This is a genomic window from Blastococcus sp. TF02A-26 (genome assembly GCF_003319125.1).
Classification (GTDB): Bacteria; Actinomycetota; Actinomycetes; order Mycobacteriales; family Geodermatophilaceae; genus Trujillonella.
Window position 1 is genome coordinate 68,266 of the sequence record NZ_QOHG01000003.1, and the last position, 16,412, is coordinate 84,677.

Annotated in this window: 14 protein-coding genes; 4 read left to right on the forward strand and 10 right to left on the reverse strand. The window is 75.4% G+C overall.

Annotation, left to right across the window (positions count from 1 at the left end; all coding sequences use genetic code 11):
* The first annotated feature begins 73 nt into the window (after nucleotides 1–73).
* Nucleotides 74–2,362: a SpoIIE family protein phosphatase gene (locus DQ240_RS04060; protein WP_233498479.1), complete on the forward strand. Its 2,289-nt coding sequence runs from the start codon at nucleotides 74–76 to the stop codon at nucleotides 2,360–2,362.
* Between the two features lie 10 nt (nucleotides 2,363–2,372).
* On the opposite strand, the gene DQ240_RS04065 is transcribed toward DQ240_RS04060, so the two are convergent.
* Nucleotides 2,373–2,903 (reverse strand): flavin reductase family protein, encoded by a 531-nt coding sequence (locus DQ240_RS04065; RefSeq protein WP_233498480.1) that lies wholly within the window; start codon nucleotides 2,901–2,903, stop codon nucleotides 2,373–2,375.
* Nucleotides 2,904–2,916: 13 nt separating this feature from the next.
* Nucleotides 2,917–3,891, reverse strand: coding sequence for a hydroxymethylglutaryl-CoA lyase (locus tag DQ240_RS04070; protein ID WP_233498481.1), 975 nt, complete (start codon nucleotides 3,889–3,891; stop codon nucleotides 2,917–2,919).
* 197 nt (nucleotides 3,892–4,088) lie between these two features.
* Between DQ240_RS04070 and DQ240_RS04075 the strand changes: the two genes are divergently transcribed.
* On the forward strand, nucleotides 4,089–4,961 hold the full coding sequence (locus tag DQ240_RS04075) for a GGDEF domain-containing protein (RefSeq protein ID WP_233498482.1): 873 nt from the start codon (nucleotides 4,089–4,091) through the stop codon (nucleotides 4,959–4,961).
* A 10-nt stretch (nucleotides 4,962–4,971) separates the two neighbouring features.
* Here DQ240_RS04075 and DQ240_RS04080 read toward each other — a convergent pair whose 3' ends face one another.
* A complete protein-coding gene (locus DQ240_RS04080) occupies nucleotides 4,972–5,649 on the reverse strand; it encodes a hypothetical protein (protein ID WP_113838370.1) in 678 nt (225 codons plus the stop codon).
* 106 nt (nucleotides 5,650–5,755) lie between these two features.
* Nucleotides 5,756–7,390: a phosphoglucomutase (alpha-D-glucose-1,6-bisphosphate-dependent) gene (gene pgm, locus DQ240_RS04085; protein ID WP_113838563.1), complete on the reverse strand. Its 1,635-nt coding sequence runs from the start codon at nucleotides 7,388–7,390 to the stop codon at nucleotides 5,756–5,758.
* A 127-nt stretch (nucleotides 7,391–7,517) separates the two neighbouring features.
* On the opposite strand from pgm, the gene DQ240_RS04090 reads away from it, so the two are divergent.
* Nucleotides 7,518–9,137 carry a GGDEF domain-containing protein gene (locus DQ240_RS04090; RefSeq protein ID WP_158548523.1) on the forward strand — a complete coding sequence of 540 codons (1,620 nt, stop codon included), beginning with the start codon at nucleotides 7,518–7,520 and terminating at the stop codon, nucleotides 9,135–9,137.
* On the opposite strand, the gene DQ240_RS04095 is transcribed toward DQ240_RS04090, so the two are convergent.
* The 4 genes from DQ240_RS04095 to DQ240_RS04110 are packed head-to-tail and all read right to left on the reverse strand — an operon-like array spanning nucleotide 9,134 to nucleotide 11,725.
* A complete protein-coding gene (locus DQ240_RS04095; RefSeq protein WP_113838372.1) occupies nucleotides 9,134–9,457 on the reverse strand; it encodes an MmcQ/YjbR family DNA-binding protein in 324 nt (107 codons plus the stop codon). The two genes, DQ240_RS04090 and DQ240_RS04095, sit on opposite strands and share 4 nt — an antisense overlap.
* On the reverse strand, nucleotides 9,454–9,849 hold the full coding sequence (locus tag DQ240_RS04100) for a VOC family protein (RefSeq protein ID WP_113838564.1): 396 nt from the start codon (nucleotides 9,847–9,849) through the stop codon (nucleotides 9,454–9,456). Before DQ240_RS04100 ends, DQ240_RS04095 begins: the two co-directional genes overlap by 4 nt.
* Nucleotides 9,846–10,700: a helix-turn-helix domain-containing protein gene (locus tag DQ240_RS04105; protein ID WP_113838373.1), complete on the reverse strand. Its 855-nt coding sequence runs from the start codon at nucleotides 10,698–10,700 to the stop codon at nucleotides 9,846–9,848. The genes DQ240_RS04100 and DQ240_RS04105 overlap by 4 nt, the downstream gene beginning before the upstream one ends.
* 41 nt (nucleotides 10,701–10,741) lie before the next feature.
* Nucleotides 10,742–11,725 carry an alpha/beta fold hydrolase gene (locus DQ240_RS04110; RefSeq protein WP_113838374.1) on the reverse strand — a complete coding sequence of 328 codons (984 nt, stop codon included), beginning with the start codon at nucleotides 11,723–11,725 and terminating at the stop codon, nucleotides 10,742–10,744.
* 208 nt (nucleotides 11,726–11,933) lie between these two features.
* Here DQ240_RS04110 and DQ240_RS04115 point away from each other — a divergent pair, with 208 nt between their 5' ends.
* Nucleotides 11,934–13,676: a helicase gene (locus DQ240_RS04115; protein ID WP_113838375.1), complete on the forward strand. Its 1,743-nt coding sequence runs from the start codon at nucleotides 11,934–11,936 to the stop codon at nucleotides 13,674–13,676.
* 3 nt (nucleotides 13,677–13,679) lie between these two features.
* Here the strand turns inward: DQ240_RS04115 and DQ240_RS04120 are convergent, their stop codons facing one another.
* Both DQ240_RS04120 and DQ240_RS04125 read right to left on the reverse strand, forming a co-directional pair.
* Nucleotides 13,680–15,752, reverse strand: coding sequence for a LamG-like jellyroll fold domain-containing protein (locus tag DQ240_RS04120; RefSeq protein WP_113838376.1), 2,073 nt, complete (start codon nucleotides 15,750–15,752; stop codon nucleotides 13,680–13,682).
* Nucleotides 15,749–16,348 (reverse strand): hypothetical protein, encoded by a 600-nt coding sequence (locus tag DQ240_RS04125; protein WP_113838377.1) that lies wholly within the window; start codon nucleotides 16,346–16,348, stop codon nucleotides 15,749–15,751. Before DQ240_RS04125 ends, DQ240_RS04120 begins: the two co-directional genes overlap by 4 nt.
* Nucleotides 16,349–16,412 lie beyond the last annotated feature (64 nt).

Genomic DNA, 16,412 nt, shown 5'->3' on the forward strand with positions numbered 1-16,412 from the left:
CGTGCCACGGCGAACGCGCAGGTCAGCACGGGCGTCGTGGTGTCGCCCGCGGCACGCCGCCTAAACTCGGCCCGTGACGCGCGCCGACGACGACCTCGCGATGTCCGAGGTCGTGGCCCGGGCGGGCGCCGGATCGCAGGCCGGTGTGGTGGCGAGCGCGAGCGCGGTGATGTCCGCCCGCGGGTCCGCCGCCGCCCTGCCGGGCGTCCTCGCCGACGCCCCGGTCGCCGTGCTCCTCATCGACCGCCACGAGGGCACGGTCACCTTCGCGAACACCGCCGCCGTCGAGCTGGCCGGCAACGTGCACCTGCCGGTCCCGGTGGACGCCTGGGGCGCGGCCGCGGGGCTGACCGACCTGACCGGCGAGCCGCTGGCCGCCAGCACCGGGCCGCTGTCCGTGGTCGCCCAGGGCCAGCCGGTGACCGGGGAGGCGGTCCGGCTCGCCCCCGGCCGCAGCACCGAGACGGCGCGGGCGCGGGCCGACGACGGCTCGCGGGACCGGCTGCTGTGGGTCACCGGGTTCCCCCTCTCCCAGTCCGGCACCGACGACCCGCCGCTGTCGCTGGTCGTCTTCCTCGAGGTCGACGCCCCCACGGAGGACGACGACCCGGAGGCGGCGCTCCAGGCGCTGCGCGACCGCGCGGTCATCGCCACCGACATCACCTTCACGATCACCGACCCCCGGCAGCCCGACGACCCGCTGATCTGGGTCAACCCGTCGTTCAGCCGGATCACCGGCTACGAGTACGACGAGGCCGTCGGGCGCAACTGCCGTTTCCTGCAGGGGCCGGCCACCGACCCCGCCGCCGTCGAGGAGATCCGCACGGCGCTGGGCGAGCAGCGCGCCATCACGACCACGCTGCTGAACTACCGCAAGGACGGCACGGCCTTCTGGAACCAGCTGTCGATCAGTCCCGTCTTCGACGGCGACGGCGAGCTGGTGAGCTTCGTCGGCGTGCAGACCGATGTCACCGAGCGGGTCCGCGTCGAGCACGAGCGCGAGACCGCCTTCGCCGCCGAGCAGACCGCCCGGCAGGAGGCCGAGCTGGCCCGCGCCACGGCGGAGCAGGCGCGGGCCGACGCGGAGGGCGCCCGGCTCCAGGTCGAGCAGGCGACCAACCGGCTGGCGCTCATGGCGGAGGCGACCAGCACGCTGATCGCCACGCTGGACATGTCCGACCTGCTCGACCGGCTGGCCGGCCTCTGCGTCCCGCTGCTCGCCGACTGGGTGTTCCTCACCCTGGTCGACGAGCACGGTGACGTCGTCGAGACCGCCTACCGGCACCGGGACGGCCGCGAGGAGCAGCTGCGGACCTTCAGCACGGTCCACGCCCTCCACCTGCCGTCCGGGTCGCCGAGCCGGCAGAGCATGCAGCGCAGCCGGCCGGTGCTCATCGACCGCGACCGGGACCGGATCGAGGCCGCCTTCGCCACCGACGCCGCGCGCGACGCCTTCGACGCGCTCGGGGGGCACTCGGTCCTGACGGTGCCGATGGTGGCCCGCCGCCGCACCCGCGGCGCGATGGCGCTGGTCCTGTCCGCCGAGGACCGCACCTTCACCCAGAAGGACGTCGACCTCGCCGAGGACCTCTCGCGCCGGGCCGCCCTCGCCATGGACAACGTGCGCCTCTACCAGCAGGAGCACGCCGTGGCCGACACCCTGCAGCGGTCGCTGCTGCCCGAGCTCCCCGCCGTCCCCGGGATCACCGCCGCCGCCCACTACGTCAGCGCCTCGACCGCGGCCGACGTCGGCGGCGACTTCTACGACCTGCTGCACCTCCCCGACGGCTCGGTCGGGCTCGTGATCGGCGACGTCGTCGGTCACGACATCGCCGCCGCGGCCGCGATGGGCCACCTGCGCGGGCTCATCCGCGCCTGCCTCTGGGACGCCCCCGACCCCGACCCGGGCGTCGTCCTCGGCCGGGTCGACCGGCTGGTGCAGGGCCTGCAGGTGGCCTCGATGGCGACCATGGCCTACGCCCGGGCTGTCCCCCCGGCCACGGCGGGCGAGCCGTGGCGCGTGCACGTCGCCGACGCCGGGCACCCGCCGCTGCTCCTCCGCGAGCCCGGCGGCGCCGTGCGGGTGCTGGACCAGGTCAACGGGCTGCTCGTCGGGGTCGACGACGGCGCCCACCGGCCCACGGAGGTGCTCGAGGTCCCCGCGGGGTCCACCCTGCTGGCCTACACCGACGGCCTGATCGAGCGCCCCGGCCTCGACCTCGACCTGGGCATCGCCGAGCTGGTCGAGCGGATCGCCGCGACCCCGGCCGGGGCCTCGCCGCGCGCGCTGTGCGACGCCGCGGTCGCCGGCACGCTCGACGGCCGCGACGACGTCGCGCTGATCGCCGTCCGGCTGGGCTGACGCCGGCCGCTCAGTCCGCGGGGCGCGGGCCGCCGTCGAGCAGCCCGTAGCCGCCGCGGTGGTACAGCAGCGGACGACGCCCGGGGTCGGCGCCCAGGTCGAGGACCCGCCCGGCGACCAGCGTGTGGTCCCCGCCGTCGTACTCGGCCCACAGCGCGCAGTCGATCCAGGCGACGACGCCGTCGAGCACCGGCTGCCCCTGCCGGCTGAGGTGCCACCCCACGCCGGCGAACCGGTCCTCGGACCGGCCGGCGAAGGTGGCGGAGATGCCGTCCTGGTCCTCGGCGAGCACGTTGATGCAGAACCGGCCCAGCTCGCGCAGCCGGGGCCAGGTGGTGGAGCTCCGGGCCGGGGCCAGGACCACCAGTGGCGGGTCGAGCGACAGCGAGCTGAACGACTGGCAGGTGAACCCGATCGGCCCGTCGGCGGTCGCCGCGGTCACCACGGTCACCCCCGAGGCGAAGGAGCCCATCACCTCGCGCATGACCCGGGGGTCGACCACCTCGACGGGGCCGTCGGGGGAGGGGAGGGCGGCGCTCACGCCTCCGAGTCCATCACGACGCGGCGGGGGTCTGCTCCGTGACGCTGGGCACCTCACGCGTGGGCACGGACCGCCCGCCGGCCCGGTACAGCGAACTCGGCAGCTCGTGGCCGACCGCGCGCTCGGTCACCCGTGCGGCGGCGAGGACGGCGTCCAGGTCGATGCCGGTGTGCACGCCGGACTCCTCGAGCATGTACACGAGCTCCTCGGTGGCGATGTTGCCGCTCGCCCCCGGCGCGAAGGGGCACCCGCCCAGCCCGCCGACCGACGAGTCCAGCTGCGTGACCCCCGCCTGGACGGCGGCCAGCGCGTTGGCCTGGCCGGTCCCCCGGGTGTCGTGGAAGTGCACGCCGACCGGCACACCGGGGCAGACCCGGCGGACGGCGTCGAGCACCCGGACGACCCGCATCGGGGTGGTGGTGCCGATCGTGTCGCCGAGGCAGATCCGGTCCGCGCCGGCGGTCACCGCGGCGCGGGCGACGTCGACGGTGCGGGCGATCGGGGTGCGCCCGTCGAACGGGCAGTCCCAGGCGGTGGCGACGACGACCTCGAGCGTGCCCCCGGCGCCGTGCGCCAGGCCGGCGATCTCGCCGACGGCGGCCACCGCCTCGGCGGTGCTGCGCCCGGCGTTGGCCCGGCTGTGCCCGTCGGAGGCCGAGACGACGTACTCGAGGTCGGGCACGCCGGCGTCGACGGCGCGCACCGCGCCACGCGGGTTCGCCACCAGCGCGGAGAACGCCACACCGCTCCACCGGCCCAGCTCGGCGGCGACCTGGTCGGCGTCGGCGAGGGCCGGGACCGCCCGCGGCGAGACGAAGGAGGTGGCCTCGATCCGCCGCACCCCCGTGGCGACCAGCGCCTCGAGCATGGCCAGCTTGTCGGTCAGGGGGAGGACGGGCTCGAGCTGCAGCCCGTCCCGCATGCCCACCTCGCGGATGTCGACCGCCGGGGGGAGCACCAGGTCGAAGGGGTCCCGGTCGGGGTGCACGTCGCGCTCCTCTGCTCGCCGTCGCCGACGACCGCCGTCGTCCGCCGTCCCATCCTCCCGCAGGGAACTGCGAGATCACGTTCCACGTGGAACGGGTCCGGGCACTACCCGGGTGTAGTGCGGCCAGGACTGTCACGGGGGGCGTCTTGGATGACCGCGGGAGGTGGGACGTGGGCGAGCGGAGCAGCAGCGCGGCCGTGACCGAGGAACGGTCTGCGGCCGGCTGGGACGCGTTCCGCCATGCACCGCTGGGCATGGCGATCAGCCGGGTCGACAGCGTGCTGATCGAGGTCAACCCGGCCCTGGAGCGGCTGCTGGGCCGGTCGGCGCAGGAGCTCTCGGGGGCCTCGCTCTACGAGCTGACCGACCCCGACGAGCTGCCCGGCATCCGGGACGCGTGCACCGCGGTCCACGCCGTCCCCGGGCGGGTGTCCCGCGTCGAGGGCGGTCTGCTGCACGGCGACGGCACGCGGGTGCCGGTGCAGGTCACGGTCACCCGGGTGGCGGAGGAGCCCGACCGGCCCTCCCACCTGGTGCTCGTGATCGAGGACATCACCGACCGCAAGGCCCTCGAGGCGCAGTTGGTGCACCGGTCGCTGCACGACGCGCTCACCGGCCTGCCGAACCGGATCCTGTTCGGCGACCGGCTGCGCCACGCCCTGGAGCGCGGCCACCGCGAGGGCACGCCCACCTGCGTGCTCGTCGTCGACCTCGACGGCTTCAAGGACATCAACGACCGGTTCGGCCACCCCATGGGCGACGCGGTGCTCACGGCCTTCGCCGAGCGGCTCACCTCGGTCCTGCGCGCCAGTGACACCGCGGCCCGGCTCGGCGGCGACGAGTTCAGCATCGTCTGCGAGAACACCGACCGGGCCGACGCCGAGGTGCTCGCCGGCCGGCTGCGCACCGCCGTCCTCGAGCCCCTGGAGATCGACGGCACCCGGATCGCGCTGGGCATGAGCGTCGGGATCGGCACCGCCGAACCCGGTGCCGATCCCGACGAGGCGTGCGAGGCGGTCGTCCGCGCCGCCGACGACGCGATGTACGCGGACAAGAAGCGCGCCCGCTGAGCGGCGCGACTCAGGCCGGGGGACCGCTCCGGATCCAGCCCAGGGTGGCGGGCAACCGGGCGTAGACGGCCGTGATCACCGGGAGCACGCCGGCGAAGAGCGAGAACGCGACGATGCCGACGACCTCGTCGTCGTCGTCGAAGGTGGCCGCCCCCACGAGGGCGGCGAGCAGCAGCACGCCGACCGCGGCCAGGGCCGAGGCGAACAGCGGCGTCGCCGGCCGGCGGGCCAGCACCTGCGCCGAGCCGTAGATCATCACGCCGGCGCAGGGCAGGCCGAGGGCGAGCAGCCACGTCGAGGCGTCGCCGTCGCCGATCGACGCGATGAGGAACAGCAGCGATCCGGCGAGCGTGAGCCCACCGGTCACGTAGCCGAGTACCCCCGCGGCGGTGGCGACCCCGGGGCGGCCCGGTCCGTGCGGCCAAGGGGCGGTCGCCGCCCAGGGGTGGGCGCCGTACACCGGCACCTGCCCGTACCCGGGCTGACCGTACGTGGGGAACTGGCCGTAGCCGGGCTGCCCGTACGCCGGCACCTGCCCGTACCCGGGCTGACCGTACGTCGGGGACTGGCCGTAGCCGGGCTGCCCGTACGTCGGGAACTGGCCGTGGCCGGAGTGCCCGGCGTAGGGGTCGGTGTAGCCCGGCTGCTGGCCGTAGCCGGGCTCCGGCGGGGAACCGTGCTCGCTCATGAGCCCAGAGTCTGCGGTGCCGGACCGCGCTGTGCCGGTTCCGGCTCGCCGTCTCACCACGACGGAGGACCCGTCACCCCCCGTCCCCTCCGAGGCGGACAGCGGGTCAGCCGCGGAGGGCGGCGGTGACGACCTCCTGGGCCTCCAGCTGCACGCGCGCGAGGTGCTCGGGGCCGGCGAAGGACTCCGCGTAGACCTTGTAGACGTCCTCGGTCCCGGAGGGGCGGGCGGCGAACCAGGCGTTCTCGGTGACCACCTTGAGCCCGCCGATCGGGGCGTCGTTGCCCGGCGCCCGGGTCAGCTTGGCCACGATCGGCTCCCCGGCCAGCTCGGTGGCCGCGACCGCCTCGGGCGAGAGCTTCCCCAGCGCCGCCTTCTGCTCCCGGGTCGCCGGGGCGTCCACCCGCGCGTACGCCGACTCCCCGTACCGCGCGGTGAGCTCGCCGTGCAGCTGCGAGGGGGAGCGGCCGGTCACCGCCTGGATCTCCGACGCCAGCAGCGCGAGGAGGATGCCGTCCTTGTCCGTCGTCCACACCCCACCGTCCCGGCGCAGGAACGAGGCGCCCGCCGACTCCTCGCCGCCGAACCCGACCGACCCGTCGAGCAGGCCGGGCACGAACCACTTGAAGCCGACCGGGACCTCCACCAGCCGCCGGCCCGACCCCGCGACGACCCGGTCGATGAGCGACGACGACACCAGCGTCTTGCCGACGGCGACGTCCGCGGCCCACTCGGGGCGGTGGGCGAAGAGGTAGGAGATCGCCACGGCCAGGAAGTGGTTGGGGTTCATCAGCCCCCCGTCGGGGGTCACGATGCCGTGCCGGTCGGCGTCCGCGTCGTTGCCGGTGGCGATCGCGTAGTCGCCGCGCTTGTCGATGAGCGAGGCCATGGCCGACGGCGACGAGCAGTCCATCCGGATCTTCCCGTCCCAGTCCAGCGTCATGAACCGCCAGGTGGGGTCGACCAGCGGGTTGACCACGGTCAGGTCCAACCGGTGGCGCTCGGCGATGGCACCCCAGTAGTCCACGCTCGCGCCACCCAGCGGGTCGGCGCCGATCCGCACCCCGGCCTCCCGGACGGCGTCGAGGTCGAGCACCGACGGGAGGTCGGCCACGTAGTCGCCGAGGAAGTCGTGCGCGCCGGCCGCGGCCCGCGCCCGCGCGAACGGGAGGCGCCGGACGCCGTCCAGGCCGGCCCGCAGCAGCGCGTTGGCGCGGTCGGCGATCGCCTTCGTGGCATCGGTGTCGGCGGGGCCGCCGTGCGGGGGGTTGTACTTGAAGCCGCCGTCGCGCGGCGGGTTGTGCGACGGGGTGACGACGATGCCGTCGGCGAGACCGCGCGTGCGGCCCGCGTTCGCCCGGAGGATCGCATGGCTGACGGCCGGCGTCGGCGTGTAGCGGTCGGCGGCGTCGACGAGCACCGTCACGTCGTTGGCGGCGAGCACCTCCAGCGCGCTGGACCATGCGGGCTCGCTGAGCGCGTGGGTGTCGCGGCCGAGGAACAGCGGACCGTCGATGCCCTGGCCGGCGCGGTACTCGACGATCGCCTGGGTGGTCGCCAGGATGTGCGCCTCGTTGAAGGCGGCGTCGAGCGCCGAGCCGCGGTGGCCCGACGTCCCGAACGCCACCTGCTGCGCCGGCTCCCCCGGGTCGGGCTGCAACGTGTAGTAGGCGGTGACCAGCGCGGCGACGTCGACCAGGTCGCTGGGCTGGGCGGGCTGACCGGCACGGACGTCGCTCATGCCCCGATCCTCGCGCCCCGGCCGGTGCGGCGGCGAGCCGGCCCGCCCGACCGGGCTCACCCCACGGGGGGACATCCGAGCCTTTCCGGTTCAGTGGAGCGACTCCACCGGTCGTTGGACGGGTGTGATGACCAACGGGGCTCCCGACGGCGGGAACGACGACGTCCTCGTGACGTTGATGCAACTGCCGCACGCCGTCTTCGCCGCACTCGCCTCCGACGGCGTGATGGTGGCCATGCCGGACTCCGTCGGGATCCCCGCCGACCGCGTCCTGCCCGTTCCCGAGGACCGGTCCACGGCGGTCGACGTCGTCGTCCCGGCCGACACGATGGCGGTGGTCGACGCCTGGGAACGGGTGCTGGGCAACGGGCTGTCCTTCACCACCGTGCACACCCGCCGGGACCCCGAGCAGCCGGTGATGCTGACGTTCCTCGACGTCCGTGCCGAGCACGGCGTGCTGCTGGCGGCATTCGAGGTGGTCGGCGTCGATCCCGACGACGCCGCTGTCGCCGCTGCGCAGGGCGAGTGGGTGGCGGTCTCCCGGACGCCGCGCACCGCGGTCGTGCGCAAGAACGCCTTCGCCGTCGTCACCGAGATCGACGAGCGGACCACCCGGATGCTCGGGTGGGGCGCCGAGCAGATGGTCGGCCGGCGCTCGTCGGAGTTCGTGCACCCCGACGACCAGGAGCGCGCCGTCTCGAACTGGCTCGAGCTCCTCTCCACCCAGGACTCGCAGCGCGTGCGGCTGCGGCACCGGCGGGCCGACGGCAGCTGGGCCTGGCTGGAGCTGGAGAACCAGTACCTGCCGGCCGACGACCCGGCCGACGCGGTCGTGGTCTCGACCATGAACGACATCTCCGACGAGATGGCGGCCCACGAGGCGCTGCGCCAGCAGGAGCGCCTGCTGCGCCGCGTGGCCGAGTCCCTGCCCCTGGCGGTGCTGCAGCTGACCGCGGACCGTTCCGTGGTGTTCGCCAACTCCCGGTTCGGGGAGCTCGTGGGTGCGGGCGACCCGCTGCCCACGCTGCTGGCCGTCCTGGCCGGTGCCGACGCCGCCGCGCTGGAGGCAGCGCTCGCGGCGGCGCTGGACGAGGGCGTCGACACCGAGCTCGAGGTCGTCGTCGAGCAGCCGCAGCGGGGGCGGCGGATCTGCTCGGTCGGCGTCGTCGCCCTGGGCGACCGCGAGGGGACGCCGGGCGCGCTCATCTCGCTGACCGACGTCACCGCCGCGGTGCGGCTCCGCGAGGAGCTCACCGTGCGCGCGACCACCGATCCGCTCACCGGCGCGGCCAACCGCTCGGCGACCATGGCCGCGCTCGAACGGGCCCTGGCCGAGCCGGTGGACACGATCACCGCCGTGCTGTTCGTCGACCTCGACGGCTTCAAGCAGCTCAACGACACCCACGGGCACGACGCCGGCGACGAGCTGCTGCGGCTGACCGCGACCCGGCTGGCCGGGGTCGTGCGACCGGACGACGTCGTGGGGCGGCTGGGTGGCGACGAGTTCCTCCTGGTCAGCCGCGGCCACCAGGACCCGGAGTCGGCCATGGCCCTCGGCCAGCGGGTGCACGAGGCGCTCGGCGGGCCGGCGGTCGTGCGGCAGGGCCCGGTCACCGTCCGGGCCAGCATCGGCGTCTCCTGCGGGCGCGCCGGTTGCGACCCGATCGACCTGATCCGCAGGGCCGACCAGGCCATGTACCGCTCGAAGCAGCAGGGCCGTGGCCGGCCCGTCCTGGCCGGCTCCTAGTCCGTCCGGCGCTCGCGGAGCAGCCGGGCCGGGGCGCGGCGCGCCCAGGCCTCCTCGAGCAGCTCCGCGACCAGATCGGGGCTCGCCGTCGCCAGGTCCACCCGGACGCCGGAGAGCTTCGCGCCCCAGAAGAGCAGGGTGCACGGTCCGCCCTCGGCCGCCCGGGCGGTGGACTCGTCGACCAGCACGTTGAGCTGGGTGCCGGTCCACTGGGTGGCCAGGACCCTGGTGCCCAGCCGGTAGGCGGTGCGGCCGTGGTGGTCGCCCTCGGTCACCTCCGGGAGGCCGAGGGCGATCGTGCGGACGTCGTCGGGCGTCACCGGCGCGGCGCGCCCCGGTAGCTGCCGACGCTCCAGCTGTTGCCCTCCGGGTCGCGGACGGAGAACTCCTGCCCGCCGTGCTCGGGGGACTGCAGCGGGCGGAGGACGGCGGCGCCGGCGGCCTGCACGCGCGCCCAGACCGCCTCGACGTCGTCGGTCACCAGGTAGGCGCCGCTGACGCCGGGCTCCACGTCCCAGCCCCCGTCGTCCCGGGCCGAGCCGAGCATCACGCCGCCGCCCGGCGGCCAGGCGAGCTCGGCGTGGACGACCAGGTCGCCGTCGGGGACGACGAGGGTCTCCTCGAAGCCGAGGACGTCGACCAGCCAGCGGATGAGGGCGGGGGCGTCGGTGGCGCGGAAGGCGGGCCAGACGGTGGGGGCAGGTGTGGTCATGCCGCCGACCCTGGCCGATCGGTGCGCCACCGGTCTTGGACGATTCCGAACTCCGCCTCCAGCCAGCGCAGCGGCGGGAGCCCGGCGAAGGCCCGCCAGTCGCGGGTCAGGTGCGACTGGTCGGCGAAGCCGGTGGCCGCGGCCAGGCGGGCGAGGTCGGGGGCGCCTCCGGCCGCGACCCGCTGCGAGAGCGCCCGCCGGGCCCGGTCGAAGCGGACGACGCGCGCGGCCTCCTTCGGGCCGAGGCCGGTCTCGGCGCGGAAGCGGTTGGTGAGGTGCCGCTCGGACCAGCCGATCCGCCGGGCCAGCTCGGCCACCCGGACGCGTCCACCGGACACCAGCGTGAGCCGCCAGGCCTCGGCGACCTCGGCAGGGGGGTCCGGTCGCGGCCGGACCGCCCGGCCCAGGACCTCCTCGACGGCGGCGAACCGGGCCGGCCAGCAGTCGGCGGCGCGCACGCGGTCCACCAGCTCGTGGCCGACCGGCCCGAGGACGTCGACCAGCGGGCAGTCCAGCGCCGCCAGCTCCGCGGCGGGCACCCCCAGCAGCCGGCGGGCGCCCAGCGGCGTCAGGTCCAGCTGCACCCCCGCCTGCCGGCCCGGGTGGGTGATCAGCGCCGGTGCGGTGTGCAGGCCGCCGACCATCGCGTCGTAGCGGCCGGGGGCCTGGGCGGGGTCGGCGTGCGCGGCGATCTCGACCGGGTCGTCGAGGGTGACGATCAACGTCAGCGTGGGGGAGGGGAGCCCGCGGTGGACCGCCGGCTCGATCCCCTCCTGCCGGTACCCCACGGCTCCGGACACGAGCCCGTGCAGCGGCCCCGACGGCCGGTGCTCGACGAACTCGCTGATCACCGGCCCAGGATGGCAGCGATCGGCGCCGCCGTCGTCCCCCGTCAGTCCTCGACGGAGTCGAGGCCATCCCGTTGCTCGACTACGTCGAGGCCATCCCGTTGCTCGACTACGTCGAGGCCATCCCGTTGCTCGACTACGTCGAGGCCATCCCGTTGCTCGACTACGTCGAGGCCATCCCGTTGCTCGACTACGTCGAGGAACCGGCGGAGGGTCTCCAGGAAGACCTCGGGCTGCTCGGAGTGCACCCAGTGCCCGGCACCCTTGATCTTCACCAGCCGGGTGTGCGGGAAGAGCTCGTCCATCCGGGCACGGTCCTGCGGCAGCACGTAGTGGCTGTTCGCGCCGGCCACCCAGAGCACCGGCCCGTCGAAGGTCGCACCCGGCGGCGGGTCGGGCCAGCCGCGCAGCTCCTCCAGGTCACGGCCGAGCAGCTCCAGGTTCAGCCGCCAGCGCCAGCCGCCGTCGGCGCCGACCCCGTCACGGACGAGCGACTGCAGCAGGAAGGAGCGCACCATCCGGCTGGGCACCGCCTCGCGCAGGGCGGCGTCGGCCTCGTCGCGCGTCTTCAGCTGGTCGAGGTCGACCGCCTGCATGGCCGCGATGAACGCGGCGAAGGGGGAGGCCTCCTCGTCGGGGTCGTCGGTCCGCCCTCCGGACACCGGGTACTCGACGGGGGCCATGTCGACGACGACGAGAGCCCGCAGCAGCTCCGGCCGGCGCAGCGCCAGCTGCATCGCCACCTTGCCGCCCATCGAGTGCCCGACCAGCGTGGCCGGCTCGCCGAACGACTCGAGCTCCGCCGCCACGAGGCCGGCCATGTCGAGGTAGTCGACCCGCTCGGTCCAGGGCGAGTGCCCGTGGTTGGGCAGGTCCAGCAGCGTGACCCGGTGCCGGTCGGCGAGGCCCTTGGCGATCGTCGTCCAGTTCTTGCCCTGGCCGAACAGCCCGTGCACGAACACCACCCGCGGCCCGGAGTCACCCACCGTGCGGGCGTGCAGCCGGTCGTCGGGGTCCGTGGTGGTCACCCGGCGATTCCACCAGAGAGGCCGCCGCGGCCACCGGGTGGAGCCGCACCACCGACCCTCCGGCCGCGTCCTGCCCCGGCTCCGGGGGCGTCCGGGCGGCTCCACCCCCTCGGACCGCGTCGGAGTTCGCCGATCCCCGGCGGTTCCGCCGGATCCCGTCGGTGTCGCCGCCTACCGTCGTCGGCCGGACCACAGGGGGAGCAGCACCATGCCCGGACGGCGCCGCCGCACCAGCACGACCCGCGCGAGCGGGACGACGACCCGCACCGCGACGAAGCGGCGTGCGCCGGCCCGCCGGACCACCAAGCCCGCGCCGGACCTGCCCACGGCGGGTCCCGGCGAGCGGATCTGGGTCCTCGCCGTCCCCTTCCGTGCCCCCGCTCCCGGCGCGAGCTGGCACCCGGGCCTGCAGGCGCACGTGCACGTCGGCGCGACGCTCCCGCCCGAGCTGGCCCCCTACGACCCGCCGCCGTACACGCTGGAGCGCTTCCTCGAGGACGAGCTCAACGACGAGCCCCGGCCGCTGCCACCTGCCCGGTCCCTGGAGCCGCGCGAGGAGCAGTGCACCGGCGCCGACGCCGTCATCGCGTCGGCGGAGGCCGGTCACCGGGTGTTCCTGCTCGGCGACGACCCGGGCGTCGGCAAGACCGGGACGGCGATCATGGCCGCCCGCGAGGTGTGCGAGAGGCGCGGCGGCGACCGGGTGCTCGTCGTCGCCGACCGGCCCGCGGCGATCACCATCCCGCACTGGACCCGCTCGATCGCCGGCTTCGGGGACGGCGGCCTCCGCTGGTGCGTCACCACCTGGGACCGGCTGGCCAAGGTGGCGGCGCTGCTGAAGACGGCGCCGCAGTTCGACGTCGTCATCGGCGACGAGGCGCACATGGTGCGGCACACCACCACGCAGCGCTGGAAGCACTGGAAGACGGTCTCCGGCGCCGCCCGGGTGAAGGACGCGCCGTTCGTCATCGCCGCGACCGCCACCCCGGCGCACACCCCGCTGGAGCTGCCCTACCTCGCGCCGCAGTTCGCCGCGCGGGCCGCGGAGCCGCTGCGCGCCTGGGCCGACCTCCCGGCGAAGCTGACCGAGCACGGGTTCCACGTGGAACGCGGCCGCTACGGCTGGACCTGGACCGAGGACGCCGACGAGCGCCGCGCCGATCTCGCCCGGCTGCAGGAGTGGCTGACCGGCGGGGAGCCCCCGGCCGCGCTGCACCGCTCGGCGCCCTGGGGCGCGGTGCCCGTCGGCGGCGCGCCCGTCGCCCTCACCCCGGCCGAGCGGGCCAGCTACGAGGCGGAGTGGGGGGAGTTCCGCGCCGAGATGCAGCTGGCGCGCAAGGGGCGGCAGACCGCCCGCGGCCGCGCCGCCCTGCTGCGGTTCCGGCAGAAGGCCGGGCTGATCCGCGTCCCGGCGACCGTCGACTGGGTCAGGGCGCAGGTGGAGGCCGAGCGTCAGGTGGCGGTGTCGGTCGAGTTCGTCGAGACCGCGGCCGATCCGATCCGCGAGGCGCTGCTCGACGCCGGGGTCGCCGTCGCCGGGATCTACGGACGCGACCGGTTCGACGCCGAGGCCGAGCGGCTGCGGTTCCAGCGGGGCGAGGCGCCGGTCTGCGTCTTCACCGTCACCGCCTCGATCAGCCTGCACGCCGGTGAGCTGCTGCCCGGCGGGACGACGGCGAGCGACCTGCCGAGGGTCGGGTTGTTCCACCAGCCGCGCTTCTCCGGCATCCAGGCCCGTCAGGTCACCGGTCGCACCCACCGCGACGGGAGGACCTCGCCGTGGCGGGTCGCCTTCGCCGCGGACACGGTGGAGGAGCAGGTGGCCCGCGTGATGGTGGAGCGGCTGGCGGTCAGCGGCACCACCGCCGGCGCCGACACCGCGTCCCTCCAGGAGATCGCGGAGCTGCTCGACGCCGACTGGCTGCCGAACGCGGCGCTCACCGACGCCTGAGGATCAGCCGCCCGCGGCGTACTGGCCGGCCACCTCGTCGGCGGTCAGCACCCGCTCGTAGACGCTCGCGTGCGCCAGCGAGCCGGCGAAGAACGCGCTGGCCGGCGCCTCGGGCCAGCTGCCCAGGTTGTCGTAGCCGATCCGCCAGTAGCCGGTGGTGACCTCCGCGGCGTTCGTGACGGTGCTGGTCGCGGCCAGGACGCCGTCGACGTAGAGCGCCATCCCGGTGCCCGGCGAGAACGTCGCCGTCGCCAGGTGCCAGCGGCCGTCGTTGTAGGCCGTGGGGCTGACGACGGTGTGGTGGGCGCCGTTGTAGACGCCGAACCGCAGCCTGCCCCCGTTCGTCATGTAGATGTGCCGGTCGAACTGGCTCGACTGGGCGCCGTTGGTCGAGGCGCCGAAACCGATCAGCTTCCCGCCGCGGGTGGTCGTGGTGGAGAACCAGATCTGCACGGTGAACCACTGCGGGTTCACCATCGCGCGGCTCGTCCAGATCTGGCCGCCGGTCCCGTCCAGGCGCACCGCCGAGGAGGCACCCGATCCGCAGGTGGGGCCCGGGACGCCGTAGGTGACGCCACCGCTGGAGTAGGTGCCGTTGCCGGCCGTGCCCGCGGTCCCGGCGCTGACCGCGGTCGGTCCGGCACCCTCCTGCAGCGCCCAGTACTGGGTGGCCCCGGCGCCCGACGCGCTCGCGGCGGTCGCGCAGCTCCACGGCCCGACGTCGTACTGCCCGCCGATCGTGCCCGCGGACAGCACCGACCCGTGGACCGCGACGTGCGCCATCGACCCGGCGAACCAGTAGCTGGAGGGGGCGTTCTCCCAGGTGTTGAGGTTGTCGTAGCCGACCCGCCAGGAGCCGACGTAGTTCTCCGCGGCCGGAGCGGCGAGCTGCCCGACCAGCGCGCCGTCGACGTAGAGCCGCATGCCGGTGGCTGCGGAGAAGGTGGCGGTCATCTGGTGCCAGCGGCCGTCGTTGTAGGCGGCCGGGCTGGTGACGACGTAGCGGCTGCCGCTGTAGACGCCGAAGGTGAGCCGGCCGTCGTCGCCCATGTACACGTGCCGGTCGTACTGGCCGGAGGACGCGCCGTCGGTCCCGGTGCCGAAGCCGATGAGCTTGCCGCCGCGGGTGGTCGTGGTGGAGAACCAGGCCTGCACGGAGAACGTCTGCGGGTTGTTCACCGTGTTCGACGTCCACAGCGCGCCGGAGGTGCCGTCGAAGCGGACGGCGGAGGACTGGCCCGAGCCGCAGCGCGGCCCGTCGACCCCGTAGGTGACCCCGGTGCCGGTGAACGTGCCGGTGGCCGCGCCGCCCAGGGAGCCGCTGTTGGCCGCGGTCGGGCCGCCGGTCTCCTGCAGCCGGTAGTACTGGCTCGCGCCGGAGACGGTGGCCGAGCAGGTCCAGCCGCCGCCGGAGGTCAGCGTGCTGGTCGGGTTGGTCGTGGTGGCGGTGAAGAGGGCGCCGGCGTCGCCGACGCCGGCGGAGCCGAGGAGGACGGCGCCGGTGACCGCCAGGGCAGCGGGCACCGCACGCCGGCGGTTCCGACGGCGCTCCCGACCGGGCGGCGGCGGGTCGACGGCCTCGGCCGGGGGCCGGTGCAGGCCGGCGAGCGCGAGCAGCGCGGCCAGTCCCACGCCGGCGAGCACGAGCATCCCGGTGCGGCCCTGCTCGGCCCACAGCCAGGGCAGGCCCAGCGCCGGCAGCCGCAGGACCCCGACGCCGTGCACGGCCGCGGGGGCGACGAGGCCGCCGTCCGCGGTCGCGTTGGCGTCCCCGCGCAGGAGCAGGCCGGCGTCCTCCACGGCGACGACGCGGTGCAGGCGCAGCGTTCCGGGCACGTCGGGGTCGTCGACCAGGGCGACGTCGCCCACCTCGGGGGTGGCCGGGCGGACGACGGCCAGGTCCCCGGGCTCGAACGCCGGCGCCATCGACCCGGACACGACGACGGTGGTCTCCCATCCCGCGACCCGCGGCACCACCGAGACGGCGAGCAGCAGCAGCAGGACACCGAGCGCGAGGCGCGCGGCGGAGGTGACGGCGAGCGCGGCCCAGGAGGACCGCCAGGGAGAGGTGGTCACGTGTTCCGGGCCTCCCAGGTGAGACCGACCGTGGCCGTCTGGTTCTGCGCGGCGGTCGAGGCGTCCACGGGCAGGCTGTAGGTCACCTGGTAGGTGCGGGTCTGCAGGCCGCCGGGCGTCGTCCACTCGCCCACGCCGGCCCCGAACGCGGTCGGGAAGGCGGCCAGGGTGCCGGTGTAGACGGTGGCCGTGGCGCGGAACCCGCCGCAGCCGGCCGCGCCGCCCCCGGTGCCGACGAGGACGCTGAAGCGCAGCGCACCGGAGAGGGCGTTGGTGGTGCGGCTGGTGGCGTAGAGGCGGACCGCCGCCGGCGCGCTGCCGGTGGAGGTGACCGCGAAGCAGCGGGTGGCCGAGGCGCCGGGGCGCAGGCCACCGGCGGTGAAGGCCGCCGTGCCGGCGTCGTCGTCGGAGATCGCGACGGTCCCGGACCCCACGGTCGTGGTGGTCGGCGCGCTGGTCCACGTGAAGGCGGCCGAGCCCGCCTGCCAGACCACGCTCGCGGCCAGCACCAGCGCGGCGAGCGCCGAGGCGGTGAGCCACCCGCGGCGGGCGCGGCGGCCCGGCCGGCGGGCGGGCCGCCCCGGGTGGCTGCGCATCGGTTCCTCCGGACGTCGGTGTGACCCGGTCGGTCACACCCGGCCCATCGGCGCCGTGCGCGGG